At 32.8% G+C, this 26,998-nt stretch carries 21 protein-coding genes and 2 tRNA genes; 13 read left to right on the top strand and 10 right to left on the bottom strand.

What is annotated here, in order from left to right:
• Positions 1-39: 39 nt before the first annotated feature.
• Together mfd and BLT46_RS00105 are read right to left on the bottom strand one after the other, a co-directional pair.
• Positions 40-3,399 carry a transcription-repair coupling factor gene (mfd, locus tag BLT46_RS00110; protein WP_090404323.1) on the bottom strand — a complete coding sequence of 1,120 codons (3,360 nt, stop codon included), beginning with the start codon at positions 3,397-3,399 and terminating at the stop codon, positions 40-42.
• A 12-nt stretch (positions 3,400-3,411) separates the two neighbouring features.
• Positions 3,412-4,008 (bottom strand): hypothetical protein, encoded by a 597-nt coding sequence (locus BLT46_RS00105; protein ID WP_090404321.1) that lies wholly within the window; start codon positions 4,006-4,008, stop codon positions 3,412-3,414.
• 163 nt (positions 4,009-4,171) lie between these two features.
• Here BLT46_RS00105 and BLT46_RS00100 point away from each other — a divergent pair, with 163 nt between their 5' ends.
• Positions 4,172-5,125 carry an L-threonine 3-dehydrogenase gene (locus BLT46_RS00100; RefSeq protein WP_090404318.1) on the top strand — a complete coding sequence of 318 codons (954 nt, stop codon included), beginning with the start codon at positions 4,172-4,174 and terminating at the stop codon, positions 5,123-5,125.
• 253 nt (positions 5,126-5,378) lie between these two features.
• Here the strand turns inward: BLT46_RS00100 and BLT46_RS13135 are convergent, their stop codons facing one another.
• The gene (locus tag BLT46_RS13135) at positions 5,379-5,549 is read right to left on the bottom strand and encodes a hypothetical protein (RefSeq protein WP_176770706.1); all 171 of its coding nucleotides are present in this window, start codon (positions 5,547-5,549) and stop codon (positions 5,379-5,381) included.
• A 125-nt stretch (positions 5,550-5,674) separates the two neighbouring features.
• Here BLT46_RS13135 and BLT46_RS00095 point away from each other — a divergent pair, with 125 nt between their 5' ends.
• From BLT46_RS00095 to BLT46_RS00085, 3 genes are all read left to right on the top strand, one after another.
• Positions 5,675-6,961: an aldehyde dehydrogenase family protein gene (locus BLT46_RS00095; RefSeq protein ID WP_090404315.1), complete on the top strand. Its 1,287-nt coding sequence runs from the start codon at positions 5,675-5,677 to the stop codon at positions 6,959-6,961.
• 29 nt (positions 6,962-6,990) lie between these two features.
• Positions 6,991-7,632, top strand: coding sequence for a trimeric intracellular cation channel family protein (locus BLT46_RS00090; protein WP_090404312.1), 642 nt, complete (start codon positions 6,991-6,993; stop codon positions 7,630-7,632).
• Positions 7,633-7,717: 85 nt separating this feature from the next.
• Positions 7,718-7,791: transfer RNA gene (locus BLT46_RS00085), tRNA-Asn, on the top strand.
• Between the two features lie 596 nt (positions 7,792-8,387).
• On the opposite strand, the gene radA is transcribed toward BLT46_RS00085, so the two are convergent.
• The 4 genes from radA to panC form a co-directional block, all read right to left on the bottom strand.
• Positions 8,388-9,758, bottom strand: coding sequence for a DNA repair protein RadA (radA, locus tag BLT46_RS00080; RefSeq protein ID WP_090404309.1), 1,371 nt, complete (start codon positions 9,756-9,758; stop codon positions 8,388-8,390).
• A 132-nt stretch (positions 9,759-9,890) separates the two neighbouring features.
• Positions 9,891-10,853 carry a lysylphosphatidylglycerol synthase transmembrane domain-containing protein gene (locus BLT46_RS00075; protein WP_090404306.1) on the bottom strand — a complete coding sequence of 321 codons (963 nt, stop codon included), beginning with the start codon at positions 10,851-10,853 and terminating at the stop codon, positions 9,891-9,893.
• Between the two features lie 4 nt (positions 10,854-10,857).
• Positions 10,858-11,208 (bottom strand): aspartate 1-decarboxylase, encoded by a 351-nt coding sequence (gene panD / locus BLT46_RS00070; protein ID WP_090404303.1) that lies wholly within the window; start codon positions 11,206-11,208, stop codon positions 10,858-10,860.
• 12 nt (positions 11,209-11,220) lie between these two features.
• A complete protein-coding gene (gene panC / locus BLT46_RS00065) occupies positions 11,221-12,069 on the bottom strand; it encodes a pantoate--beta-alanine ligase (RefSeq protein WP_090404300.1) in 849 nt (282 codons plus the stop codon).
• A gap of 110 nt (positions 12,070-12,179) precedes the next feature.
• Here panC and BLT46_RS00060 point away from each other — a divergent pair, with 110 nt between their 5' ends.
• The 5 genes from BLT46_RS00060 (at position 12,180) to BLT46_RS00040 (ending at position 18,494) form a co-directional block, all read left to right on the top strand.
• On the top strand, positions 12,180-12,983 hold the full coding sequence (locus BLT46_RS00060) for a glycogen/starch synthase (RefSeq protein ID WP_090404297.1): 804 nt from the start codon (positions 12,180-12,182) through the stop codon (positions 12,981-12,983).
• A 48-nt stretch (positions 12,984-13,031) separates the two neighbouring features.
• A complete protein-coding gene (locus BLT46_RS00055; protein ID WP_090404294.1) occupies positions 13,032-14,669 on the top strand; it encodes a BamH family beta-barrel-assembly machinery protein in 1,638 nt (545 codons plus the stop codon).
• 6 nt (positions 14,670-14,675) lie between these two features.
• Entirely contained in the window at positions 14,676-16,520 is a 1,845-nt protein-coding gene (gene glmS, locus BLT46_RS00050; RefSeq protein ID WP_090404281.1) for a glutamine--fructose-6-phosphate transaminase (isomerizing), read from the top strand.
• A gap of 154 nt (positions 16,521-16,674) precedes the next feature.
• On the top strand, positions 16,675-18,186 hold the full coding sequence (gene atpD, locus BLT46_RS00045; RefSeq protein WP_090404280.1) for a F0F1 ATP synthase subunit beta: 1,512 nt from the start codon (positions 16,675-16,677) through the stop codon (positions 18,184-18,186).
• Between the two features lie 26 nt (positions 18,187-18,212).
• On the top strand, positions 18,213-18,494 hold the full coding sequence (locus BLT46_RS00040; protein ID WP_090404279.1) for a F0F1 ATP synthase subunit delta/epsilon: 282 nt from the start codon (positions 18,213-18,215) through the stop codon (positions 18,492-18,494).
• Positions 18,495-18,813: 319 nt separating this feature from the next.
• Here the strand turns inward: BLT46_RS00040 and BLT46_RS00035 are convergent.
• The 3 genes from BLT46_RS00035 to BLT46_RS00025 form a co-directional block, all read right to left on the bottom strand.
• Positions 18,814-18,887 (bottom strand) — tRNA-Asn (locus BLT46_RS00035).
• A 121-nt stretch (positions 18,888-19,008) separates the two neighbouring features.
• The gene (locus BLT46_RS00030) at positions 19,009-20,466 is read right to left on the bottom strand and encodes an oligosaccharide flippase family protein (RefSeq protein WP_090404278.1); all 1,458 of its coding nucleotides are present in this window, start codon (positions 20,464-20,466) and stop codon (positions 19,009-19,011) included.
• A gap of 43 nt (positions 20,467-20,509) precedes the next feature.
• A complete protein-coding gene (locus tag BLT46_RS00025) occupies positions 20,510-21,289 on the bottom strand; it encodes a PdaC/SigV domain-containing protein (RefSeq protein ID WP_176770705.1) in 780 nt (259 codons plus the stop codon).
• A 216-nt stretch (positions 21,290-21,505) separates the two neighbouring features.
• Here BLT46_RS00025 and recO point away from each other — a divergent pair, with 216 nt between their 5' ends.
• The 4 genes from recO (at position 21,506) to BLT46_RS00005 (ending at position 26,800) form a co-directional block, all read left to right on the top strand.
• Positions 21,506-22,222 carry a DNA repair protein RecO gene (recO, locus tag BLT46_RS00020; RefSeq protein ID WP_090404275.1) on the top strand — a complete coding sequence of 239 codons (717 nt, stop codon included), beginning with the start codon at positions 21,506-21,508 and terminating at the stop codon, positions 22,220-22,222.
• Positions 22,223-22,320: 98 nt separating this feature from the next.
• Positions 22,321-25,722, top strand: coding sequence for an isoleucine--tRNA ligase (gene ileS, locus BLT46_RS00015; protein WP_090404272.1), 3,402 nt, complete (start codon positions 22,321-22,323; stop codon positions 25,720-25,722).
• An 8-nt stretch (positions 25,723-25,730) separates the two neighbouring features.
• Positions 25,731-26,117 carry a TraR/DksA family transcriptional regulator gene (locus BLT46_RS00010; protein ID WP_090404270.1) on the top strand — a complete coding sequence of 129 codons (387 nt, stop codon included), beginning with the start codon at positions 25,731-25,733 and terminating at the stop codon, positions 26,115-26,117.
• 89 nt (positions 26,118-26,206) lie between these two features.
• Positions 26,207-26,800 (top strand): lipoprotein signal peptidase, encoded by a 594-nt coding sequence (locus BLT46_RS00005; protein ID WP_090404267.1) that lies wholly within the window; start codon positions 26,207-26,209, stop codon positions 26,798-26,800.
• Positions 26,801-26,998 lie beyond the last annotated feature (198 nt).

The following is a 26,998-nucleotide window of genomic DNA, read 5'->3' as shown; positions in this document are numbered from 1 at the left end:
GTAGCAATCAATTGCAATAAATGAATAGACTATTAACGTCTACTTATCTTTGTCTAACAATTCAGCCATTTCTAAGGCCTGTTTGATAGATTTAATATTCTCAAAAGTTAGTAATAACCTCAAACCTGTTTTGGTTTGTTTTTCTTTCATTTTACACAAGTTAGCGTGTTGCTGTACAAATAATAAGGCTTTTCTAAACTTAGAAGATTGATAGTATTCCGATTGTTGGTCGCCTAAGAAGTAACAAATCATTTTGCCTTGTTTTAAGACTACTTTTTCAATCCCCATATTAGAAGCATGCCATTTTATTCTAAGGCTGTTTAAAAGGGCTATAGCTTGCTTAGGAAGAGGTCCGAATCGGTCAATCAATCGTTGTTCGTATTCTTGAAGAACTTTTTCTGTAGTTATTGTACTTAACTCATTATACAGATTTAGTCGTTCTGTAATATTGTTAATGTATTCATCAGGGAATAGAATTTCGAAATCAGTATCAATTTGAGTGTCTTTTACAAATACTTTATTTTCTTCTGTATTCTCATCAGCATATAAGTCTTTAAACTCGTTTTGTTTTAATTCCTCAATTGCCTCTTGCATAATCTTTTGATAGGTTTCAAAACCGATTTCATTGATGAAACCACTTTGCTCACCTCCTAAGATATCTCCTGCACCACGAATTTCTAAATCCTTCATCGCAATGTTTAATCCACTGCCAAGCTCACTAAATTGCTCCAAAGCCTGTATTCTCTTACGTGCTTCTTCTGTCATTGCAGAATAAGGAGGGCAGATGAAGTAACAGAACGCCTTTTTATTACTACGACCTACACGTCCTCTCATCTGGTGTAAGTCAGAAAGTCCAAAATTATTGGCATTATTGATTAGAATGGTGTTGGCATTCGGTACGTCTAAACCACTTTCAATGATTGTTGTAGCAACTAAAACGTCAAATTCCCCATTCATAAATGAAAGCATTAACTCTTCAAGCTTTTTACCTTCTAATTGTCCGTGACCAATACCAACTTTAGCATCTGGTACAAGGCGTTGAATCATTCCAGCAACTTCTCGGATATTTTCAATTCTGTTGTTGATAAAATAAACTTGTCCCCCTCTTTCAATCTCATAAGCAATAGCATCTCTAATAATCTCTTCATTAAATCCAATTACATTAGATTCGATCGGATATCTATTAGGTGGAGGAGTCGTGATAATAGATAAGTCACGTGCAGCCATTAAAGAGAACTGTAACGTTCTCGGTATCGGTGTAGCTGTTAGAGTTAGTGTATCTACGTTCTCAGATATTGTTTTCAATTTATCTTTCACGGCAACCCCAAACTTTTGTTCCTCATCAATAATTAATAAACCAAGATCCTTGAATTGTACACCTTTGTTTACTAATTGATGCGTTCCAATTAAGATGTCTATTTGCCCATCAGCTAAGTCTTGTAAAATCTCTGTTTTCTGTTTTGCTGTACGGAATCTATTGATATAAGAAACGCGTACAGGCATATCTTTTAAACGCTCTGTAAAAGTTTTGTAATGTTGGAACGCTAAGATAGTCGTAGGTACTAATACGGCAACTTGTTTACCGTTATCCACCATTTTAAAAGCTGCTCTAATAGCAACTTCTGTTTTTCCGAAACCAACATCTCCACAGACTAATCTATCCATAGGACGGTCAAGCTCCATATCAGCCTTTACTTCTTGCGTTGCCTTTTCTTGATCAGGAGTGTCTTCATAGATAAAAGAACTCTCTAATTCGTGTTGTAAATAACTATCAGGAAGACATTGAAATCCTTTTTGTAAACGTCGCTTAGCATATAATTGAATTAAATTAAATGCAATGTGCTTAACGCGTGCTTTTGTTTTGTTTTTAAGGGTTTTCCAAGCACTTGAACCTAATTTATGAATCTTTGGTACAGAGCCATCTTTTCCGTTATATTTTGATATTTTGTGAAGTGAGTGTATGCTTACGTAAACAATATCGTTATCTGCATAGACCAACTTAATTGCTTCTTGTGTTTTTCCTTCAACCTGTATTTTTTGTAATCCTCCGAATTTTCCGATACCGTGGTCTATATGAGTAACATAATCACCTACAGAAAGAGAATTAAGCTCTTTGATGGTAATTGTTTGCTTCTTAGTATAACCATTTTTAAGGTTAAACTTGTGGTATCGTTCAAAAATCTGGTGGTCAGTATAGCAAGCAATTTGTTTTTCATCGTCAATAAACCCTTCAAAAAGAGGCATAACCACAGTTTTAAAAGATTTAACAACAGCAGTTTCTTGGTCATTTTTTAAAGACTCGAAGATTTCTCTAAATCGCTTAGCTTGGTTTTCATTCGAACAATACAAGAAATTAGTATAGCCATTGTCTGTATTTTCATTTAGATTTTGCGCTAATAAATCAAATTGTTTGTTGAATGAAGGTTGAGGTTTAGTATGAAAATCAATTACTTTTGTTGGCTTGATGATTTTTGTATCGTCAAGTTCAAGATAAGTAAGAAGCTCTATTTTCTTTACAAAAGTTTGCCCATCCATAAACATATCTTTCGGTTCACGGTGGCTTAAATCTTTGTTTAACTTGTCAAAAACAGTAGTTGCTTTTTCAAACAAACGTTCTAATTGGTCAATTATAAACGCTGTGTTTTGAGCAAATACGACTGTTTTTTCAGGTATGTAGTCTAAGAAACTCTCTCTTGATTCTTGAGAGAACTTGTTTTCTACATTCGGAATAATTGTAATTTTCTTTTGTTTATCTACAGACAATTGTGTTTCCACATCAAAAGTTCGGATACTGTCAATTTCATCCCCAAAGAATTCAATTCGGTAAGGATTGTCATTTGAGAACGAGAAAACATCAATAATTCCTCCACGTACTGAGAATTCACCCGGTTCAGCAACAAAGTCAACACGTTTAAAATTATATTCAAAAAGTATTTCGTTGACAAAGTCGATAGACATTTTGTCTCCTAAGTTTACTTTTAAGGTATTTTTCTCCAAGACTTTTTTAGTAACTACCTTTTCAAAAATAGCTTCAGCATAAGAAACTATGATAGCAGGTTTCTTACGAGAGCTTATTCTGTTAAGAACTTCAGCTCTAAGCAATACATTAGCATTATCCGTTTCTTCAATTTGATACGGACGTTTGTATGAACCAGGGTAGAATAAAACATCTTGTTTATTGATTAAAGCTTCAAGGTCGTTCAAATAGTAAGCTGCTTCTTCTTTATCGTTAAAAATTAATAAAAAAGGCAAGTCTGATTGAGCGAATATACTTTCAATTTGGAAAGAGATAGCAGAACCAACTAACCCTTTAAGCTGTATTTTGCTTCCAAGTTTTTGTATTTCTTGGACTACTTGTTTAGTATTTGTTGCTTCTTGAAACTTTTGTTTAATATCCATTCTTGTAGTCGATTAATTTGTAGTTGTTGGATTTGCTCTTCGCTCAGTGCTAATAGCCTCTAACATTTCTTCTTCTCCAATTTCTTTAGGAACTCTATTTTTAATAAGGTTTTCTTCCATTTGGTCAAATAATAACTTAATGCTATTATTCACTTGTTTCAAATCGTTGTCTAAACGATCAATTTCAATTGGTTCTTGAATAATAAAAAGATGTAAGTTATTTAATGACGTTTGCAAAAGAGTAATTCTTGCCTTAACATCAGGAAGATTAATTTCCTCTGGCATTTTTTGGTAAGATAAAGAAGATAGCTTTTGAGTCAATACATCCGCTTTCTTTTGGAAAGCTCCAATTGTAGTTACTGGTTTTAAACTAAGTTCTTGTTTAAATTCTTGCCAAGCCTTCCAATCATCTAATAAAGGTTTAAGTTCATTAGATGGTTTAGGAAGAGAAAATTTCCAATTGTTTTTTAAGAAAGCGAAAACGCTGTCTCTGTGCTGAGATATTTTTATTTCTTGTTCCTTTTCGAACTTTTCTTCGTCTTTACAAGATGTTGTTAGTAAAGAAATAGAGAAAAGCATTAAGAATATTGCAAGAAGCGATTTTTTCATGTTTCACGAGTTTAGATGCCAAATTTACAAAGTTCTATTATAATTGTAGCATAGGGCTACTCAGTTTGTTATATAAGTTATAAAGTTACTTTAAGATTTATAACAATTATTGATTTGTTATTATAGTTAGTTTATATTTGTGGACTTTAAAATATGTGAAACAATGGGAACCAAAATTCTTATCATTGGGGCTTGTGGACAGATAGGTTCTGAGCTAACAATCAAACTAAGAGATGTTTATGGAAGTAATAATGTAATTGCTTCTGATATTAGAGAAGGGAATAGTGAACTTATGAATTCCGGACCTTTCGAAGTATTAAATGCTATGGATTTTGATGCAGTTTCCTCCGTTGTTGAAAAACACAAAATTGACGAAGTTTATTTAATGGCAGCTTTGTTGTCTGCGACAGCTGAAAAGAACCCTGCTTTTGCATGGGAATTAAATATGAATTCGTTATTCCATGTTTTAAATCTTGCAAAAGACGGAAAGATTAAGAAAATTTTCTGGCCTTCATCTATTGCTGTTTTTGGACCAACAACACCTCGTCATAATACACCTCAATATACAGTTATGGAACCAAGTACTGTTTACGGTATTTCAAAACAAACAGGAGAGCGTTGGTGTGAGTATTACTTCAATAAATATGGAGTAGATGTTAGAAGTATTCGTTACCCAGGATTAATTTCTTGGACTACACCTCCAGGGGGTGGTACTACAGATTATGCAGTAGATATTTTTTACAAAGCAATTGAAAACAAACATTATGACTGCTTCTTATCTGAGCAATCGGCCTTGCCAATGATGTATATGGAAGATGCTTTAAATGCAACGGTTGGAATTATGCAAGCACCGAAAGAGAATGTTAAGATTCGTTCTTCATATAACTTAGGTGGTATTTCGTTTACTCCAGAGCAAATTGCAGCTGAGATCACGAAACACATTCCAGATTTTACAATTGAATATAATCCAGATTTTAGACAAGCAATTGCTGATAGCTGGCCTGCAAGCATTGATGATACTTCAGCACAACAAGATTGGGGTTGGAAACACAAATATGATTTATCTTCTATGACAGAAGTAATGTTAGAGAACTTAGGGAAAGTATTAAAGAAGTAATTTTCTATATATAATGAAAAGGCTCGTATGAAAATACGAGCCTTTTTTATTTCTTAAGACTTTTAAATACTAATCTATACAGAGGTATAATAACTATAATTAATGCAATAATTAACATTATAGTAGTTATTAGATCGCTTACAAGTTGCTGTGATCTAATTAACAAAGCAGCTATAAAAACAAAAGCTCCTAATAAGAGGAATTGTAAATTTTTATTCATTATATTCTTATTTGAAAGTACAAAAGTAATCTATTAGTTTAATTTATTAAATAAATAGATTACAAGAGGGCTGATAATCATTACAAATGAGATTGTTAGAATGAAGTATGCTGTTTGAGCATTTACAATATCAAACAAGTATAGAGTAAAAGCAAGTATAAACAAGGCAATTCCTCCTAATAAAATGTAAGTGTTTTTTTTCATGGCTAATTTCAAAAAGTGTAGTCTAATTTACGTTAATATTATATTTACCACAAATTTTAGAAAGCATAAGTTCGCATTTTATAAAACTATTAGTAATTTTATTGGAAATAAAATATTCTATAATTATGAAACAAAATGTTGTATTAGAACAAGCGAATAGTGCTTTTTTATCTTGGAAAAAGTTAAGCATAGATGAAAGAATAGATTATTTAACGAAGGTAAATGAGAAGCTTCTTCAGAACAAAGAAGAATACGGTAAGTGTATGACTTTAGATATGTACAAACCGATAAAGCAATCTGTTGCTGAAGTAGAAAAATGTTCGAAGCTTATTCAATATTATATTGACAATGGGAAAGAGATATTAAAAGGGCGTACAATAAAAACAGATTGGACAGAAACCTATACTGTTAACGATCCCTTAGGAGTAATTTTGGGTGTAATGCCTTGGAATTTTCCTTTTTGGCAAGTGTTTAGATTTGCAATTCCAACATTATTAGCAGGAAATACAGTTGTTGTAAAACATGCAAGTAATGTTCCATTGTCTGCAAAAGCATTGGAAGAGTGCTTTACAATTGACGATGTAGACCCAGTTTATTTCAATATAACGATACCAGGAAGAGAAGTTGAAAGGTTAATTGAGAGCCCGTATGTAAAAGGAGTTTCGTTGACAGGAAGTGAAGCAGCGGGTAGTGCTGTTGGTAAGAAAGCAGGGGAGTTTATTAAACCAGTGGTATTAGAGTTAGGAGGAAGTAATGCATTTATTGTTTGTGAAGACGTTGATGTAGATACCATTGTTCCAATTGCAGTAAATGCGCGTTTTCAAAATACAGGACAGAGCTGTATTGCAGGCAAACGAATGTTAGTTCACAATAGCAAAAGAAAAGAGTTTACAGAAAAATTTGCTGAAGCAGTTAAGAAGTTGTCTTTTGGTGATTTAATGGATTATGATACAGGATTAGGATATATGGCACGTCCTGATTTAGCAGACGAATTAGCGGAGATAATGAATAAATCTATAGCAATGGGAGCTACATTAGTTGCAGGAGGTAAAGTGGAAGGAAATAAGTTTGAGCCTACTATTTTAGCAGATGTAACGAAAGAAATGCCTGCGTTTAAAGAAGAAACTTTTGGACCATTAGCAGCCATTGTTGGTTTTGATACATTTGACGAAGCAGTTGAATTAAGTAATGATTCTCGTTTTGGTCTTGGAGTTGCGATGTTTGGAAAAGATGTTGAGTTCCTTAAATCGAAAGTAAGTGAGTTTGATGAGGGGGCAGTGTTTATCAATGAAATGGTAATATCAGATCCACGTGTGCCATTTGGAGGAAATAAGTTCTCTGGTATTGGTCGTGAAATGGCAGCAGAAGGGTTATTGTCATTTGTAAATAAAAAGTCAGTTATTGTAAAATAAAAAATAGATTCCATAAAGATAAGTTATATATGACTACTACGTTTTTGAATTTTTGGTCTTCCATAGGCTTTGTAGATATAATTGAATTCTTAGGTACTTGTGCATTTGCAATATCAGGAATTCGCATGGCGTCAGCTAAAAGTGTCGATTGGTTTGGGGCTTTTGTTGTTGGTTTTGTTACCGCAACAGGAGGAGGAACTTTACGAGATCTTTTATTAGGAGTTACTCCCTTTTGGATGCTATCAAGTGTGTACGCTTGGTGTACAGTTTTAGCATTAGGTGCGGTTATCTTGTTTAGTAAACAATTAGTGCGTTTAAATAATACATTCTTATGGTTTGATAGTATTGGACTAGGTTTGTTTGTCGTAGTAGGAACAGAAAAAACGATCGGTTTAGGTTATCCTTTTTGGGTAGTAGTTATTATGGCAACCATAACAGGTATAGTCGGAGGGATGGTAAGAGATATCTTAATCAATGAAATTCCGGCTATTTTTAGACAAGAATGGTATGCATTAGCTTGTATTTTTGGTGTTATGATATATTATTTTTTAGCTTTTATAGGGTTAGATGAAGTTTTTGTTCAAGTGAGTACAGCAGTAGCTGTTTTTGTAATTCGCTTGCTTGCAACCCGTTATAAACTGGGGCTTCCGACACTAAAAAATGAAGTGTAAAAAAGTTAGAGGTTTTTGTGATTTTTGTTTGTATAAACTAAAAATCGTACTATATTTGCACTGCAATAAAGGTAGAAAATAACCTTCCTCCTTAGCTCAGTTGGTTAGAGCATCTGACTGTTAATCAGAGGGTCCTTGGTTCGAGCCCAAGAGGGGGAGCATTCTAAAAGCCAGTCGTAAGACTGGCTTTTTTTATTTTACACCATTTTGTACTCTTATTTATAAGTCTATTTTTTATAATCTAATTCGCAATTTAGGATAAGGTGCTAAATTTAGAGACTTAGTATAAAGATTTCTTTTCTATAAGAAAAAAAGTAAACCAAGATTAAAATATAATGCATTGAATTGTTCTTGCAATAAAGAACGTATTAAAGTGTAGTTTTAATCGTACCATATTCGACACATCTCCCACTCAAGTACCACAGAGGTTCGGAAAACAAGCCTTTTTCCCGAAGGTGTGTGGTAGTTATGTGGTACTTGTCTGAAACAAGTATCAAAGAAGGCCATAATGATAATACTATTTAACTTACATAAAGATATTAAAAAGGTATATGGCTTAAGTTGGTTTATGTTGAGTTAATAATTGCTCTAATGATTGAAATACGAACGCTTTTACTAAACCCTTCAATGTAAAAGTAAAGCACTTTAGACCAATTTTTTTATTGATTCGAATTTTTTGTGTGTAAAAAAAGCCTCAACTATGCAGTTGAAGCTTTTATATAATATTTTATGTAAGTGTTATTTAAATAGATTGCTTAACCAAATAAATGTTCAACTACGTCTTCTATTTTAGTAACTAAAATAACTTTTATCCCTGAGCCATTGTAACCTATCTTGTTGTATTTAGATACTAAGATCTGTGTAAAACCAAGCTTTTCTGCTTCTTGGATACGCTGATCAACACGATTAATAGGTCTGATTTCTCCAGATAAACCAACTTCACCAGCAAAAGTTACTCCTTTGTCAATAGAAATATCTTGATCAGAAGAAAGAATAGATGCAACCACCCCTAAGTCAATTGCAGGGTCATCAACAGTAATTCCTCCAGTTATATTTAAGAAAACGTCTTTTTGTCCTAATCTAAAACCAGCTCTTTTTTCTAAAACAGCTAAAATCATATTTAAACGCTTTAGATTGTAGCCCGTTGCACTACGTTGTGGTGTTCCATAAACGGCTGTGCTTACTAAAGCTTGTACTTCCACCATTAAGGGGCGCATACCCTCTAATGTTGCAGCAATTGCAGTTCCAGACAATTCTTCGTCTTTGTGAGAGATTAGTATTTCAGAAGGATTTGAAACTTCCCTTAATCCACTGCCTTGCATTTCATAAATACCCAATTCAGCAGTAGACCCAAATCGGTTTTTGTTAGCTCTTAAAATACGATATACGTGATTTCTATCTCCTTCAAACTGTAATACTGTATCAACCATATGTTCAAGCATTTTAGGTCCGGCAATACTTCCATCTTTTGTAATGTGACCAATAATTAAGACAGGAGTTCCCGTTTCTTTAGCGAACTTTGTCAATTCAGCCGTACACTCTTTAATTTGTGAAACGGTTCCAGCAGAAGACTCAATATAATCTGTGTGCAACGTTTGAATAGAGTCTATAATCAACACATCAGGTTGAATTTCTTCTATTTGTCTAAAGATATTTTGCGTATTAGTTTCTGTAAGGATGTAACAATTGTCATTCACAGGATTAATGCGTTCTGCACGCATTTTAATCTGTTTTTGACTTTCTTCTCCGGATACATAAAGTGTTTTAAAAGGTAAGCGAAGAGATATTTGCAGCAAAAGAGTACTCTTTCCAATACCAGGTTCACCTCCCAATAAAACCATTGAGCCAGGAACTAAACCACCTCCTAGAACGCGATTTAACTCATAGTCTAAAGTATTCATTCGAATTTCTTCAGTACTGTCAATTTCTTTAACACGTAACGGTTTTGCCACTCTTTTTGTTGTCGAACCAGATGTTGTGGCAGCCTTCCATCCTGTTTTTTCTTCTTTTTGAATAACCTCTTCAACAAGAGTATTCCATTCTCTACACGTAGGACATTGTCCCATCCATTTAGGAGTTTGAGCTCCACAACTTTGACAGAAAAAAGCTGTTTTTACCTTTGCCATTCTTTTCGATTTTGAACTAAAGTACAAATTTAAGTTTTATATCAACGACGACACTTATGCAATCAAGAATAAAAAAAATGAGTAAGGTGTAATCTATGAAAGAATTATTGATGAGAAATGATACGATTAGTATTATTGTTTCTTGTAATAAATAGGCAGTAAAATAAAAGATAGTGCCCCAAAAACAACAACAATAGCAGTTTGTGTTGTCCAAAGTATCCAGCCAAACGCAGTACCTGCAACGGCAGACACACTAAATAAAAGTAATAGCTCAGAGATGACTAACGGGAAAGCCCCAAAGCCTCCATTTGTAAAAGAAACAGCAAAACTACCAGCGACAAAAGCAGACATTACCATAGGTAAAGATTGTGGCGTAGTTTCTTCTAAAGCGTGCATTCCAAAGTAAAAAGTAGCAATATACCCTCCCCAAATTAAGAAAGTATAGAAAAGAAATCCAGTTCGATGAGGCATCTTAAAAATACTACTAACCCCCTCGATGAGTCCTTTTAGTTTTTTCTTGATAAATAAAATTACTTTCCATTTAACATATATAAAAACATAGATACTAATGGCAAAACAAAGTAAGAAAAGCAAACCAATTATTCCCAGTTTCTCAATAGGGACATAACGCAATAAAAAATCTTTTAAGACGTCATATTGTAAGATCAGTGCTGTAAATACACAGATAAGAAGACAGATAAGGTCAATTACTCTTTCAGAAACAATACTTCCAAAACCTTTGTCAAAAGGGACTTTTTCATATTTCTGAAGAACAAGAGCTCTCGATACTTCCCCCGACCTTGGTACAGTTAGATTCATTAAATAGCCAATAGATATAGCCATAAAATTAGTGGTTGTAGAAATAGAGTATCCCATAAAGTTTAGGGCGTATTTCCAACGATAAGCACGAGCCCAAAGGCTTAATAAAGAAAAGACTGAAGCGATAATGATATAATTGTAATTAGCACCTTTAAAGTGCACCATCATCTCTTCAATCTGTTCAGGTGTAAATTTATTATAAGCGTAATAAACCAAAAAAACTCCCAGCAAAAGTGGGAGTAGAATATTAATTATTTTACTTATTTTTTGTTTCAAACAATTAAGTTAAAGAGTTCGTTTCTTCATTAGGGAAAACAATAGACGGCTTAAATTTCTTAGCCTCTTCAAAGTCTAAAATACCATAAGAAATAATGATAACGATATCTCCTTTGTGCACTTTACGTGCCGCAGGTCCATTTAAGCAGATTTCTCCACTGTTTCTTGGTCCTGGAATTGCATAAGTTTCAAAACGCTCACCGTTGTTGATATTTACAATTGAAACTTTTTCACCTTCAATCATATTGGCAGCTTCTAAAAGAGCTTCATCAATTGTAATACTTCCAATATAGTGTAAATCAGCTCCTGTTACAGTTACACGGTGAATTTTAGATTTTACTACTTCAACTTGCATTTCGCTTGAGTTTTAGTTAAATGATAAATTGTCGATTAATCGAACACCTTCAATATGAGCAACTAAGAAACCTCTGTAATTTTTACCAGCTTCTTTATTTACAGCTGTTTTTAAAGTATCTTCTTCTGCAATTGTAAAGTATTCGAGTTCAAAGTTAGAATTATTTTTAAATTCAGTATCAACAAATTGGTTAACTTTTTCTATACTCTCAGTTTTAAAAAGTTCATTAGCTTGTTTTAAAACTTTGTAGAGAAAAGTTGACTTTTGTAATCCTTCTTGAGAAACTCTTTCGTTGCGAGAACTCATTGCTAATCCGTCAGTTGCTCTGAAAATAGGCACGCCAACGATTTGAACTGGAATGTTGTTCTTTTCAACAAGTTTGCGAATAATCTGTAATTGTTGAAAGTCTTTTTCACCAAAATAAGCTTTATTCGGCAAAACTAATTCAAACAATTTCTTTACGATAGTTCCGACACCATCAAAATGTCCAGGTCTTTGTGCCCCTTCCATTTCGTGTTCAAGTCCATCAAAGTCAAATGATTGGGCTACAGTATTTCCACCGTACATTTCATCTACTGTCGGTGCAAATATTACAATTTGATTAGAAAGAAACTTTACTTTCTCCACATCTCTTTCTAATGTACGTGGATATTTTTCTAAATCCTCAACATTGTTGAATTGAGTAGGATTCACAAAAATACTAACAACCGTACATTCATTTTCATTTAATGATTGTTCCATTAATGAAAGGTGCCCGTTGTGAATGGCCCCCATTGTTGGTACAAGACCAATTGCTTTATTAGCTTCGCGAAATGTATTTAAATGCGCTTGTAATTCAGCTTTAGTACTAAAAAGAAACATTAGCTTCGAGTTTAAAATAATGGCAAAATTAGTTATTTAGAAAATAACTCGCTAAAATTTCGTAAATTTGCGTTGTTTATTTATTTCAAATACAGAAATTATAATTGAAGATGAAAGAAAAGAGGATATTATATGTATCATCAGAGGTAGTGCCATATTTAGCGGAAAATGAAGTTTCTTCTATGTCATATGATGCACCTAAAATGATAAATGACCAAGGAGGCCAGATAAGAATTTTTATGCCAAGATATGGTAGCATAAATGAAAGAAGACATCAATTGCATGAAGTTATTAGATTATCAGGAATGAATCTTGTGGTTAATGATATGGACATGCCGTTGATAATTAAAGTCGCTTCAATTCCGAAAGAAAGAATTCAGGTTTACTTTATAGATAATGATGAATATTTTAAAAGAAAATCAACTTTCACAGACGAAGATGGAAATTTATTCGTTGATAATGATGAGAGAGCAATTTTCTTTACAAAAGGAGTTATCGAAACAATTAAAAAATTAAATTGGGTTCCTGACGTAATTCACGTTCAAGGATGGATGGCTTCATTGTTGCCAACGTATTTAAAACACTATTATAAAGATGAGGCTATCTTTTCTGATACAAAAGTAGTTACGTCTATTTTTAAAGAAGGCTTTAGTGGTGTTCTGAGTGATAATATGAAAGAAAAAGTTGCATTTGACGAACTTCCTGAAGAAATTTTGGAAGATTTCTCAACTCCAACTTATGAGAACATTATGATTAATGCTATCAAAAACTCTGATGGAGTGATTATTGCATCAGAGGAAGTAAGTTCAAATTTAACAAATTTTATCGAGTCTTCTGAAAAACCTTTTTTACCTTTCGTTCCGAAAGATGAATTTGCAAAGGCATATACTGAGTTTTATCAAAAGTTTTTGTAAGAACTATCTTCAGAAGAAAGTAATAACCAAACATACAGGATTGGCTATATGAACCATAAAAAAATCATTAAAGGATTATTCCTTACTTTAGGTATTGTAACATTACAAGCTTGTGAAAGCGATTTTACAGAAGCAGGTAGTAATATTGTCGGCGATGGAAAATTTGATATCGTTTCTTATACTGTAAAAGATATTAAAGCATACAACCAACCTTATGGAGCGGTTGATGGATCTCGATTAAACGAAACATCATTTGGTTACTTAAAGAATGGTTTGTTTGGGGAGTCAAGTAATAATCTTGTTGTCCAGGTACTTGATAATGGAAATACTTTTGCATTTGTCAATGACAATCCAATTGTCGATTCTGTTTATGTTTATTTGCCTTATTTTTCTCAATTTGATAAAGTTGAGAATGATGAGAACAAATATAAACTTAAAAATACTTATGGTGATGGAAGTTTCAATTTAGAGGTTTACCAAAATGGGTATTATCTGAATAATGAAGACATTACAGCTGGGGGATCATTAAAGTTTTATTCAAACACATCAGGGCTTTTTGATGCTCAAAAAGTGAATGCTAAGCCGTTGAATAATTCTTCTGACGCTACTCAAAATAAACAATTTACATTCAGTAAGAGAGAAAAAACTATCTATAAAACAGATGATAAAGGAGATGTTATAAGAGATGAAGCGAGTGGAAAACCACTTGTGAAAGAGCGTTTAGCTCCTGGTATGTGGTTAGATTTAGATAAAGCTTATTTTCAGGATTTTATAGAAAAAAATAAAGCTGAATTAGGTAATTCAAGTTCTTTCAATAATTTATTTAGAGGCCTTTTGTTTAAAGCAAACGGAAATGGTTCTAAAGGAATGGCAGGGTTAGTAGATATTACTAAAGGGAAATTAGTAATAATTCTTCGTGATGATAAAAAGGAAACTACTACGAAAGAAGCAGTTGAAAAACAACGTAAAGAAATTACTTTGACATTTGCTCCTAATGGAAATACAAGTACTAAGTTTAATGTAAACTTGTACAATAATTCAAATGATGAGGAGTATAAAGCTAAAATAGCATCGGCGAATTCAGAAAAAGGAGATGAATTCCTTTATTTAAGAGGAGGAGAAGGTAGTATTGCTATTATAGATTTGTTGCGTAGCAATGATTTTGAAGAATTAAAGCGTTTGAAAGAAGAGAAAGTACTTATCAATGAAGCGTATTTAACAATATTTGTAGATCGTAATCAGATGAATGGACTTCCAAATCCAGAGCGTTTATTTTTATATGATTATGATAATGCAATACCATTATCTGATTTTACAAGTGATAATATGACTACTGCTCAGAGTATTAAATCTGGGTACAATGGAATATTTGTAAAAGAAGATCAGGAGAATAATAAAGAAGGTAATTACTATAAGTTTAAAATTACTGATCACGTAAGAGGCGTAATTAGAAATGAAACTAATGCCAGTCCAAAGTTAGCATTAACTGTTGCAAATAATTTTGCAAACGCTGGATATAGTATGCAATCATTAGAAACACCAATCGACAATACACCTAAAACAACACTAACTATCCCTTCGTTATCATTAAGTTGTCCAATTGGAACAGTATTGCACGGACCAAAAACAACTGATAGCGATAAAAAAATGAAATTAGAAATTTTTTATACTAAAGTTAAAAAGTAAACAATTATGTGTGGAATTGTTGGATACATAGGACATCGCGACGCATACCCTGTGATAATTAAAGGGTTGACAAGACTTGAGTACAGAGGATATGATTCTGCTGGACTTGCAACATTTGATGGAGAAAAAATAAACCTTTGCAAGACAAAAGGAAAGGTTGCTGACTTAGAGGAAAAGAGTGATGATGCAGTAAAAAAGGGAACTGTTGGAATAGGTCATACAAGATGGGCTACACATGGTGTTCCAAATGATGTGAATTCTCACCCACACTTTTCTAATTCAGGAGAATTAGTTATCATCCACAATGGAATTATAGAGAATTACGATTCTCTAAAACAAGAATTAATTAAAAGAGGCTATACTTTTAAATCAGAAACAGATACAGAAGTATTAATCAATTTAATTGAGGACGTTCAAAAAACACAAAAAGTAAAATTAGGAAAAGCTGTTCAGATTGCATTAAACCAAGTAGTAGGTGCATATGCAATTGCAGTAATGGATATTAAAAAACCAAATGAAATTATTGCGGCTCGTTTAGGAAGCCCATTAGCAATAGGAATTGGTGAAAATGAATACTTCATTACTTCAGATGCCTCTCCATTTATAGAGTATACTAATAATGCTATTTATTTAGAAGATGAAGAAATGGCAATTATTAGATTGCATAAACCTTTGCGTATTCGTAAAATTAAAGATGATTCATTAGTTACTCATTATGTTCAAGAGTTACAATTAAACTTAGAGCAAATAGAGAAAAACGGTTATGAGCACTTTATGCTAAAAGAAATTTACGAGCAGCCAGAAGTAATTAAAGATACTTTTAGAGGTCGTTTATTAGCAGATCAAGGTTTAATTAGAATGGCAGGTATTGAAGACAATATCGATAAGTTCTTAAATGCAAAAAGAATTATTATTGCAGCTTGTGGTACATCATGGCACGCTGCCTTAGTTGCAGAATACGTAATAGAAGAATTTGCAAGAATACCAGTAGAAGTAGAGTATGCATCTGAGTTTAGATATAGAAACCCTATTATAGATTCGTCAGATGTATTAATAGCAATCTCTCAATCAGGAGAAACTGCAGATACGTTAGCAGCTATTAAATTAGCAAAAGAAAAAGGAGCATTCGTATTCGGTGTTTGTAATGTGGTAGGATCTTCAATTGCAAGAGAGACACATGCAGGAGCATACACACATGCAGGGCCAGAGATTGGAGTAGCTTCTACAAAAGCATTTACAACTCAAATTACAGTACTTACTTTAATTGCTCTAAGATTAGCTAAAGCGAAAGGAACACTTGCTAATTCAGAGTATTTAAAATATTTACACGAGTTATCTATCATTCCAGAAAGAGTAGAAGAAGCATTAACACAAAATGAAGAGATTTTAAAAATTTCTGAAGTTTATAAAGATGCTACAAACTGTTTATATTTAGGTAGAGGATATAACTACCCAGTTGCTTTGGAAGGAGCTTTAAAACTAAAGGAAATCTCTTATATTCATGCAGAAGGATATCCAGCTGCAGAGATGAAACACGGACCAATTGCCTTAATTGATGAGCATATGCCAGTTATTGTAATTGCGCCAAATCAAAATCACTACGACAAAGTGGTGAGTAATATTCAAGAGATTAAAGCAAGAAATGGAAAAATTATTGCTGTAGTAACAAAAGGAGATAAACAAGTTAGAGAATTAGCTGACCACGTTATTGAGGTTCCAGGTATTTCAGAAGCTTTGACTCCAATTTTGACGACAATTCCATTACAATTACTTTCGTATCACATTGCTGTGTTGAGAGAGTGTAATGTCGATCAACCAAGAAACTTAGCTAAGTCAGTTACGGTTGAATAATCACAAAAAGCGGGCTAAAAAACAGTCCGCTTTTATTTTGTATAAAAATAAAATTTCAAACTTTTTAATATTCAGAGAAAAAAACTATCTTTGCACTCTGAAAAAGTAGATTTTTTCATTAAACGTAAATAGCTGTTAAATAAATACATAAGCAATGTCTAAAGTTACAGGAAAAGTTGCGCAAGTTATCGGACCAGTAGTTGACGTGATATTCAACTCTGAAAACGCCGAACTTCCAAGAATTTATGATTCATTAGAAATCACAAAACCAGATGGTTCTAAATTAGTACTTGAGGTACAATCACACATTGGAGAAGATACAGTAAGAACAATTTCAATGGACTCTACAGACGGTTTAAGTAGAGGTTATGAAGTAGTTTCTACAGGTTCACCAATCCAAGTTCCAATTGGAAAAGATGTATTCGGTAGATTGTTTAATGTAGTAGGAGACGCTATTGATGGTCTTGGAAACCTTCCTAAAGAAGGAAATAGTGGTTTACCTATTCACCGTGCTGCTCCGAAATTTGAAGAATTATCAACTTCAACTGAAGTATTATTCACAGGAATTAAAGTAATCGATTTAATTGAGCCTTACTCAAAAGGGGGTAAAATTGGATTATTTGGAGGTGCTGGAGTAGGAAAAACAGTATTGATTCAAGAATTAATTAACAACATCGCAAAAGGACACGGAGGTTTATCTGTATTCGCAGGTGTTGGAGAACGTACACGTGAAGGGAATGACTTATTACGTGAGATGTTAGAGTCTGGTATTATTAAATACGGAGATGATTTCATGCACTCTATGGAAAATGGAGGATGGGATTTATCTAAAGTAGATAGACCAGGAATGAAAGATTCAAAAGCTACATTCGTATTCGGACAGATGAATGAGCCACCAGGAGCACGTGCACGTGTTGCTTTGTCAGGTTTAACTATCGCTGAATTCTTCCGTGATGGAGCTGGAGATGACCAAGGAAAAGACGTACTTTTCTTCGTAGATAACATTTTCCGTTTTACTCAAGCTGGTTCTGAGGTATCTGCATTATTAGGGCGTATGCCTTCTGCAGTAGGTTACCAACCAACTTTAGCAACAGAAATGGGTGCGATGCAAGAGCGTATTACATCAACTAAAAAAGGATCGATTACATCAGTACAAGCGGTATATGTACCTGCGGATGACTTAACTGACCCGGCACCAGCGACAACTTTCGCTCACTTGGATGCTACAACAGTATTGTCACGTAAAATTGCTGAGTTAGGTATTTACCCTGCAGTAGACCCATTAGAGTCTTCTTCTCGTATCTTAACTCCAGAAATCTTAGGAAAAGAGCATTATGCTTGTGCGCAAAGTGTGAAAGAAATCCTTCAAAAATACAAACAATTACAAGATATTATCGCGATCTTAGGTATGGAAGAGTTATCTGAAGAAGATAAATTAGCTGTACATAGAGCTCGTCGTGTTCAACGTTTCTTGTCTCAACCATTCCACGTAGCAGAGCAATTTACTGGTATCCCTGGAGTTTTAGTAGACATTAAAGATACTATCAGAGGATTTAATATGATTATCAATGGTGAATTAGACCGTTTCCCAGAAGCTGCTTTCAACTTAAAAGGTTCAATTGATGAAGCAATTGAGGCTGGAGAGAAAATGCTTGCTGAATTATAGTCTAAACACATTTTAAAAATATCATTATGAAATTAGAAATTGTATCACCTGAGGCAACTTTATTTACTGGAGAAGTTACTTCTGTATCTGTTCCAGGAGCAAAAGGAGAGTTTCAAATGTTAAACAATCACGCTCCTATTGTTTCGATTCTAACAAAAGGAAACGTAAAGTTTACAGGGCAAAACATTTCTATTGCACCAGCTTTTAGCTCGAAATTTCAACAAGTAAGTAAAGATACTTATCATTTACCTATCAATCTTGGAACTTTAGAGTTGAGCGATAATAAGATTATTATCTTAGCAAACTAAAATGTATTGCTAAATTGATTATATACAAAGCCCCTTGCATAATTTATGTAAGGGGCTTTTTGATTATACTAATTAAAGCTGCTTTTTCGCGCAAATAAGGGCTTTTTAAGAGACTTTTACTAGTTACTATAGTTGTTGTGTTTGTAGTGATTTATCTTCAAAATACTCAAAAGTAGGGAGTGTTTATTTTGTTGGATGAAGTATGAAAAAGGAGTGATTATCTCAGTTGTAATAAATGTAGTTTTTAGTTTATTAATAACGAAGTTTTTGGTATTGCTAAAAACAAAAAAAGCTAGTCATATGACTAGCTTTTTAAATGCTCCCCCTCTTGGGCTCGAACCAAGGACCCTCTGATTAACAGTCAGATGCTCTAACCAACTGAGCTAAGGAGGAAGGTTGTTTTTACCTTTATTGCGGTGCAAATATAAAATGTTTTTTTATTTCTGCAAAAAAAATATTTAGCTTATTGTTGAAATTATGTAGGTTTTTTTATAATCAATTAAAATATAGGTTGTTATCTTTTGAGGATGCTTTTGATTATTTTTTGTTCGCTTTTAAACACAATAAAAGCATATACTAATAATGCTGTTATTCCAATAAAATAGTTTTCTCTAAAGAAGTAAAAGTACCCAAATGAAAGTATGACAGCTAAACCTAAATATCCTGCTATAGCTTTTTTATCATAAGGTATAGGGTAGTATTTCTGTCCCATTAAGTATGAAATAAGCATCATTGAAGCATAGGCTATTAATGTTGCAATAGCTGAGCCTATATAGCCCCAAAAAGGAATAAGAAGGTAGTTGAATATAAGCGTTAGGATGGCACCGAATATTGAGATATAAGCACCTACCATTGTTTTGTCTCTTAATTTGTACCAAACAGATAGATTTGTATATATACCCATGCAGAAGTTTGCCAGTAAAATTAAAGGCACTACAGCCATAGCATCCCAATATGATTCATTTCTTATAAATAAAACTTTTAAAACATCTGAGAAGACAATTACACCTAAAAGAATAGCACTTCCGAAAATAGTAAAGTACTTTGTTATTGTTGCATATTTTGTAGGAGCATCATCATTTTTAGCATAGTTGAAAAAGAATGGTTCAATTCCAAGTGTATATGCTTGTCTAAAAAGGACCATAAAAAGCCCAAGTTTATAACAAGCAGCATATTTTCCAACTTCTGATAGTGCAATGTCTGCCGGAAGTAATCGTTCAAGAAGAATTTTATCAAAACTCTCATTGATTGCAAAAGCAAGTCCTCCAATCATAATAGGAACTCCATAACGCATCATTTCTTTTCCTAATACTTTATTGAACTTCCATTTAATTGTCAAATAATCTTTATAGAAAACAATGAAAGTAAGTAAGCTTGCAACGAGATTAGCTATAAAAATATAGGATACTTGATAGTTTTCAATATAGATCTTATTAAAAATAGTTTCAGGATAAGCAATGCTTAATTTTGGTAAGAAATATAGGAAAAATACATTTAAGAATGTATAAATGCAGACATTTCCAATTCTAATAGCGCTATAAATCATTGGTCGTTGATTTGCTCTTAGTTTAGCAAAAGGAATAATAACTAATGCATCAAGTACCAATATCCATATTACATATTGTAGAATTTCCTTAGGGATATTTAAAAAGTTAGCCCAGAAATCTTCAGTTAGCAAAGCAATTCCTAAGAAGAGTAATGTCGTTACAGATAAGAAAAGTAATGCATTATTGAATACTTCCTTTTTGTTTTCTCTTAGATTGTAAAATCTAAAGAAAGCAGTTTCCATACCAAATGCAAGGATAACATTAAAGAACATTAAGATTGCATAAACGACATTATATTGTCCATATGCATCATTCTGCATTACTTCTGTGTGGAAAGGAACAAGAAAAAATCCTATAACCTTAGGAAACACTGCAGCTAATCCATAGATGGCAGTCTGTTTAAATATTTTTTTATAGATACTCAAAGTCTAAAAGGGCTTTTTATTCGTTTGTAAATTTAGTTTACTATTATTCGTTTGTAGCTATTGGTACCAATTTTATTTTCAGAAAAGTATCAGCTTGAGTTTTTGGAATTTCAATTTTAACAGGTTCATCAGAAAAAGCCGAAATATCAAAACTATTGTAATAAGCTATAATTGAATCTTCATAGATAAAGATGTCTTCTGGCATTTTAAATTGATCATCATCAAATAGTATACTATCTTGGTCTATTACTTCATATTGATCACTACCAATTTTTGAGCGAAGCTGTGATTTTACAAGTTGTTGAAAACCTGGCCAGTCAGAAAAGAGTTCTTCGTTAGTATATACCTGACCATTATTAGGATTGTAATGTATAGCTTTTTCTCCCTTAAATCCATGTGCACCCCCTGAGTAAGTATAGTATTCAACAGCAAAGCTTATTAATTCGTGATTGTAAAAAGTTATATTATTTGATACTGTTGCCTTCCAAGGAAAAGCATCTGTTGGAAACTTTTGAGCAATTTCTTCATAAGCATAGATAAAAGTATTTGTTATTTCTTCGTATTGATCAGCATTAGCACCACTGTCTGTAAAAGGCAGTAGTTCATTAATTAAAGCAATATTACTTTTATTAATTAATTGGGAAGCAGAATTGTCAGGAGAGACAATAATTGCAGCATTAATTGTAATTTCTGTGCAATTTTCAGTAGTACAATTTAAAGATGATTTTCTGCTAAACTCTCTTTCTTCAAATGCGAAGTTAGTGTTCTTAGTACAGCTTCCTAAAACGATAGCAATTAGTAAGGTGTAGATTAATTTTTTCATTTTCATTTTTTTCATAGTAATTGCAAAGCTATGAATTTTGATATTGATTAGTCGATAGGAAAGGATAGATTTCGAGTTGGTTATTAAAATAGGTAGTAATCTTATTCAATGACTTGATTATTAGAATAAATCATATTTTAAAACTTATATTTGGGGAAGACGTTTATACTATTATTTTATAAGTAGTTTGAGTATATTGCAATTAAATAAGAAGAAATGCAGGTTAAGACAAAGGCGATTGTATTAAGTGTTTTAAAATATCAAGATAAAAGTTTGATTGTGAAATGCCTAACGGAAGAAGAAGGGGTATTGTCTTTTTTTGTACGCAATGCTTTTTCAAAAGGGAAAAGTGCACAGAAAATAGCCTATTTCCAACCTTTAACAATGTTAGAGATTGATTTTACTTTTAAAAATAAAGGAGGATTAGAATATTTTAAAGAAGTGAAGTTAGGGCACGTATACCAAACAATCTATTACGATTATGCTAAGAATTGCATTGCTATTTTCGTAGGAGAAGTCTTACACAATTTAATAAAAGATCGAGTAAAAGATGTTAGCTTTTTCACTTTTTTAGAAACAGCCTTATTGTGGTTTGACACCCATGAAGAAACCTATAACTTTCATTTAATATTATTATTAGAGGTTAGTAAGTTTTATGGTTTTTATCCAGCAGTAAAAGACATAGATAGTTTTTATTTTGATTTAGAAGAAGGCGTTTTTACTAATCATTTTACGCCCGTTTGTGTAGATGAAGAAGAGACTATACTTTTAAAAAGGTTAATAAATCTTGGGTTTACTAAAGAACAAAAAGTTTTTACAGGATTAGATAGGAAAAAGCTTCTAAAGTTATTGATAAGTTACTACGAACAACATGTCAGTGATTTTAGAAAACCAAAATCTTTAGAGGTTTTACAGGAAGTTTTTTCTCTCTAATTGTTTTTTAATGGTTTTTCTGCCAATTAATTAGGATAGAATTGAAGTAATTTGTTTAAATTCGCGCAATTGATAAAAAAATATTATAGTTAACAACGATGAGCACTAAATTTACAGAATATAAGGGTCTTGATTTGTCAGGGGTAGCATCTGAGATGCTGGAGTTTTGGAAAGAACAATCAATATTCGAAAAAAGTATTAGTACAAGAGATGATAATAAGCCTTTTGTATTTTTTGAAGGACCACCTTCAGCTAATGGTAAGCCAGGGATTCACCACGTAATGGCTCGTGCAATTAAAGATATTTTTTGTCGATATAAAACTCAAAAAGGATATCAAGTAAAACGTAAGGCCGGATGGGATACTCACGGATTACCAGTTGAGTTAGGAACAGAGAAAGAGTTAGGAATAACAAAAGAAGATATTGGTACAAAAATCACAGTAGAGGAATACAATCAAGCTTGTAAACGCACAGTGATGCGCTATACTGACTTGTGGAATGATCTTACTGAGAAAATGGGGTATTGGGTTGATATGAATGATCCATATGTTACATATAAACCGAAATATATGGAAACAGTATGGTGGCTTTTAAAAGAAATCTATAAAAAAGATTTGATTTATAAAGGATACACTATTCAGCCATATTCACCAAAAGCAGGAACAGGATTGTCTTCTCACGAGATTAATCAACCTGGATGTTATAAAGACATTACAGATACTACAATTGTAGCTCAGTTTAAAGCGATAGATGCAACATTGCCAGAGTTCTTACAAGGATTTGGAACAATTCACTTCTTAGCTTGGACAACTACACCGTGGACATTACCTTCAAATACAGCATTAACAGTAGGTCCGAAAATTGATTATGTGTTGGTAAAATCATTTAATCAATATACAGGGGAGGCTATAAATGTTGTTTTAGGGAAACCATTAGTAGGAAAGCAATTTGCTGGGAAGTTTGTTGAAGTTTCAACAGAAGAAGAATTAAAAGCATACAAAGAAGGAGATAAAAAAATACCATTCTTAGTAGTTAAAGATTTTAAAGGAGCTGATTTAGTAGGAACAAAATATGAGCAATTATTGCCATATACATTACCATATCAAACACCAGAAAATGCTTTTAGAGTAATTTCAGGTGATTTTGTAACAACAGAAGATGGTACAGGTATTGTTCATACGGCACCTACATTTGGAGCAGATGATGCTAAAGTTGCAAAAGAAGCTACACCAGAGGTGCCAGCGATGTTAATTTTAGATGCAGATGGTAATGCAGTTCCATTAGTTGACTTACAAGGTCGTTTTGTTAAAGAAATGGGAGACCTTGCAGGGAAATATGTGAAAAATGAATACTACGATGAAGGACAAGCTCCAGAGCGTTCTGTAGACGTAGAGATTGCAATTCGATTAAAAGAAGAAAATAAGGCATTCAAAGTAGAAAAATACGTTCACAGCTACCCACATTGTTGGAGAACTAATAAGCCTGTATTATACTATCCTTTAGATTCTTGGTTTATTAAAATTACGGAAGTAAAAGAACGTATGTTTGAGTTAAACGAAGAGGTAAATTGGAAGCCAAAAGCAACAGGAGAAGGGCGTTTTGGAAATTGGTTGAAAAACGCGAATGATTGGAACTTATCGAGATCTCGTTATTGGGGTATTCCATTGCCAATTTGGAGAACTGAAGATAAGACTGAAGAAATGATCATTGGTTCAGTAGAAGAATTGATGGCTGAAATTGAAAAATCACAACAAGCAGGATATCAACAAGGAAATCCATTTGAAGGATTTGTAGTTGGAGATATGACTGAAGAGAATTATGACAAAGTTGATTTGCATAAGAATGTTGTAGATAATATTGTTTTAGTATCACCTTCAGGTAAACCAATGTATCGTGAAGCTGATCTTATTGATGTGTGGTTTGATTCAGGAGCTATGCCTTATGCACAATGGCATTATCCTTTTGAAAACAAAGAGTTGATAGATAATAACTTATCATACCCAGCTGATTTTATTGCAGAAGGAGTAGATCAAACACGAGGATGGTTCTATACTTTACACGCAATTGCTACACTTGTATTTGATACAAAAGCATATAAGAATGTCGTATCTAATGGTTTAGTATTAGATAAGAATGGATTGAAAATGTCTAAGAGTTTAGGTAATACTGTAGATCCATTTGATACGTTAGCTGAACACGGACCAGATGCAACACGTTGGTATATGATATCAAATGCAAATCCATGGGATAACTTGAAGTTTGATTTAGATGGTATTACAGAAGTTAGAAGAAAATTCTTTGGAACACTATATAATACTTATTCGTTCTTTGCGTTATATGCTAATATTGATGGATTTAAGTATGAAGAACAAGATGTTCCATTGAAAGATAGACCAGAGATAGACCGTTGGATTTTATCTGAATTAAACACACTTGTTAAACGCGTAGATGAATTTTATGCTGAATATGAGCCTACAAAAGCAGCGAGAGCTATTACCGATTTCGTAACAGAAAACTTAAGTAACTGGTATGTTCGTTTATGTAGAAGAAGATTTTGGAAGGGAGAATATGCACAAGATAAGATTGCTGCATATCAAACGTTGTATACTTGTTTAATTACTGTAGCAAAATTAGGATCTCCAATTGCTCCATTTTTTATGGATAAACTTTACAGAGACTTAACATTAACGACATCTTCAGAAGGATTTGAATCTGTACATTTGGCAGAGTTTCCAATCTTTAGTGAAGAAGTTGTAGATAAAGATTTAGAAAGCAGAATGCAGAAAGCACAAGTTATCTCATCTTTAGTATTGTCTTTACGTAAGAAAGAAATGATAAAAGTTCGTCAACCTCTTCAAAGAATTATGATTCCTATTTTGGATCAAAAGCAAAGAGGAGAGATTGAACTAATTGCGGATCTTGTTAAAGCAGAGGTGAATGTAAAAGAAATAGAGCTTTTAGATGACGCTTCAGGTATTTTAGTTAAGCAAATCAAACCTAACTTTAAAACATTAGGACCACGTTTTGGTAAAGATATGGGATTGATAGCTAAGGAAATACAGAAATTTACACAAGAGAATATTTCTGAGATTGAAAGAAATGGAGAGATTAATGTTAATTTATTCGATAAAAGCATTATCTTGACATTGAGTGATGTAGAAATCACATCTCAAGATATTGAAGGATGGTTAGTTGCAAATGATAGTGGATTAACAGTGGCATTGGATATAACAATTAGTCCAGAATTAAGAAACGAAGGAATTGCAAGAGAATTAGTAAATAGAATTCAGAATATTAGAAAAGATTCTGGGTTTGAAGTTACAGATAAAATTAAAGTTGTAATAAAAGAAGAAAAAGAAATAAAAGAGGCTGTTTTAGCGAATGAAGATTACATAAAATCTGAAACGTTGACTCATACATTAGAATTTACTGCTGAATTAGTAGAAGGTGTTGATGTAGAGTTCGATGAGCTAAAGACACGAGTGTTAATTTTAAAATAATTAAAATCATGAAAGACATAGGTGAATTAGTACGTTATTCTGATGCGGATTTGGCGGAATTTAAAATGTTGATTACAGCTAAGATTGATAAAGCTCAAGCGGATTTAGAATTGATCAAAAGCGCCTATATGAATGATTTGAATAATGGTACAGATGATACCTCTCCAACATTCAAGGCATTCGAAGAAGGAAGTGAAACAATGTCTAAAGAAGCAAATGCTCAATTGGCAATTCGTCAAGAAAAGTTTATTCGTGACTTAAGAAATGCTTTAGTTCGTATCGAAAACAAAACGTATGGAATCTGTAAAGTTACAGGTAAATTGATTGACAAGGAGAGATTGAAGTTGGTGCCTCATGCTACAATGAGTATTGAAGCAAAAAATATGCAACGTTAATCTTTAATAAAATTAAAAGCGCTCTAAAAAGAGCGCTTTTTTTATCTAATAAAATAATCTACATTTGTTCCTTGCGTAAATAATAAAAAATGTCTTTAAAGAGAGCTTACTTGCTTGTTCTACTTGTATTAGTTTTAGATCAAGTATTGAAAATTTATATCAAAACTACTTTTGTATTAAATGATGAATATGTTGTTTTTAATTGGTTTCGTATACACTTTATTGAAAACGATGGAATGGCGTGGGGAGTTGAATTACCAGGGATGTATGGTAAGTTAGCTTTAACAGCTTTTCGAATTGTTGCTGTAGGAGGTATTGCGTGGTGGTTAAGTGATTCTATTGATAAGAAAGCTTCTAATTACTTAATAGTTGCCATTGCTTTAATATTAGCAGGTGCAGTAGGTAATATTATAGATTCAGTTTTTTATGGAGTAATATTTGATGATAGTACACATCAATTAGCAACTATGTTTACGGATAAGCCCTATGGCACTTGGTTTCATGGAAAAGTAGTAGATATGTTTTATTTTCCTATTTGGAGAGGTAATTTACCAAGTTGGTTGCCATTTGTAGGGGGTAATGATTTTACTTTTTTCAATGCAATCTTTAATATAGCTGATGTTGCTATTTCAGTAGGAGTAGGTATTTTAATTATTTTTAATAAGAAAGTATTTAAGAAATAAACGATAAAGTATAAAAAGGGCTTCCAATTTGGAGGCCCTTTTTTGTTGTAGTGTCCCGTCCTAAAATAGGTTTACACAAAATAGACTTATTTATGAAAGAGACAGAAAACACAAGGGAAAAGCGTAGTCAACGAGATTATACTTTAGGCTTTAAATTACAAGTTGTATCAGAAGTAGAAAAAGGCGATTATACCTATA

The organism is Myroides phaeus (assembly GCF_900099675.1).
Taxonomy (GTDB): domain Bacteria; phylum Bacteroidota; class Bacteroidia; order Flavobacteriales; family Flavobacteriaceae; genus Flavobacterium; species Flavobacterium phaeum.
The sequence above is the reverse complement of the archived record's forward strand: the minus strand, read 5'-3'. Positions and strand labels throughout refer to the sequence as shown.